Source organism: Neobacillus ginsengisoli (assembly GCF_030813055.1).
In genome coordinates this window covers 1-1,801 of the sequence record NZ_JAUSTW010000030.1, presented here as the reverse complement: position 1 = coordinate 1,801, position 1,801 = coordinate 1, and the positions used below count along the sequence as shown (strand labels likewise).

Annotated in this window: 1 protein-coding gene; it reads left to right on the top strand. The window is 37.6% G+C overall.

The features are described from left to right. The first annotated feature begins 112 nt into the window (after window positions 1-112). Entirely contained in the window at window positions 113-1,387 is a 1,275-nt protein-coding gene (locus J2S10_RS27335) for an IS110 family RNA-guided transposase (RefSeq protein ID WP_307414347.1), read from the top strand. Window positions 1,388-1,801 lie beyond the last annotated feature (414 nt).

Genomic DNA, 1,801 nt, shown 5'->3' with positions numbered 1-1,801 from the left:
ATAGCATTCCTGTAGATTGTTAAATATCAGGTTTGAAAAAAATAGAGCCCCTCAGTAAGATACGAGTATAGAGACCAATCTAAACTCAGTTTCTTAAGGAGGAAGCCCTACTATGAATTTTAAAATGCAAGACAAACAAAATCAACTAATAGAAAGAATTTCCGATACACATCTTATTGTTGGCGTGGATATCGCTCAGCATCTACACGTTGCTCGAGCTGTTAACTTCCGTGGAATTGTAGTTGGAGATCCTCTTTCATTTGAAAATAATGAAGAGGGATTCCTAAAACTATTAAGTTGGATTCAAAGCTTACAAAAACTAAAAAAATTTGATTCAACAATAGTTGGTATGGAGCCTACAGGCCATTACTGGATTAACCTATCTAAATGGTTATGTAACCAAAACATTGAGGTAGTAACAGTCAATCCCCACTTAGTAAAAAGGAATAAAGAGAATCGTGATAATACCCAATCTAAGAGTGATAAAAAGGATGCGCTCGTTATCGCGGATATGGTCAAAAACGGCTACTATTCCTTCATTCGCCCATCATCAGAATCATTTGAGAAACTTAGAGTTCTAATGTCTAATCGTGATGTGGTTGTAAAACGTCTTGTCATGTCTATTAATCAAATAAATCGATGGGTAGATGTTGTCTTTCCAGAGCTGCGGCAAGTGTTTAACGATGTTTCGTGCAAAGGGGCCATAGCAACCCTTCGTTTGTTTCCAACTCCAGATGAAATATCTTCAATGGAGCTACTAGATGTTATGAGGGGATGGAAGTCATTAATGAAAAGACAACCAGGATCTAAAAAAGCTCAATTACTGATCACTCTAGCAAAATCTTCTATTGGAACCGGACAAGCACTTGATGCTTATAAATTCCATTTAGAACAATTATTAGAGGAATATGACCTCGCTGCAAAACAACTCGAAAGAGTTGAACAACAAGTTAAAGATGTCCTCAACAAAATACCATTCGCGAAAAAACTACTTATGATTAAGGGAATAAGTGAAATTTCATTAGCTGGGATACTAGGTGAGTCAGGAGACTTAAGCGGATTCTCTCATGGAAACTCGCTATTACGTCATGCAGGATTGCATCTAGCAGAAGCAAGTTCAGGAAAATGGAAAGGTCAGATTGTCATTTCAAAGCGTGGAAGATCTCGGCTACGGCGATTCCTTTACTTAGCAACTATGAGCCTTGTGATGAATAACCCTGAGTTTAAAGCCCTCCATTCCCATAATGTGAAGGTAAAGAAAATAAAGAAAATGAAATCAATCATGAAACTGATAGGTAAACTAGCAAGGATTTTTGTAGGAATAGCACGAAGTAACGAGTCTTATTGTTCAAGTAAAGTCCAAGTATTAACCTCTTTAGCAGCTTAGAATTAAAACAATTGATATATAAAATGTATTAATTAAAATAGTAAACTTTATTTTTGAATGTTGTCTTATTCGTAGGATTTCAAATATGTACGGAGTACCAGGTTTATTCAACAAAAGGGCACTGTGACCCATCAGGATAGCATAACTGGCCTCCACCCCTTGGATAGGCATGACGATGGAATGAGAGGGCAATTGACCCGTTGAGACATGGGAGGGAAAGCCTCCAGGGGCGGCGTGGAGATGTGCATTATATGGAAAAATATGGAGTGGTAGCTGACTCCTTTATTTAACTATGCCTTCACGAAGCCAAAATGATCTGAACTCATATCAATTACACGTAAATCCAAATACAAGGGTTATGAAATCCTGCGAATAAGTGAGCATTCGAGAGATAATCGTATCAAACTGAGGGAG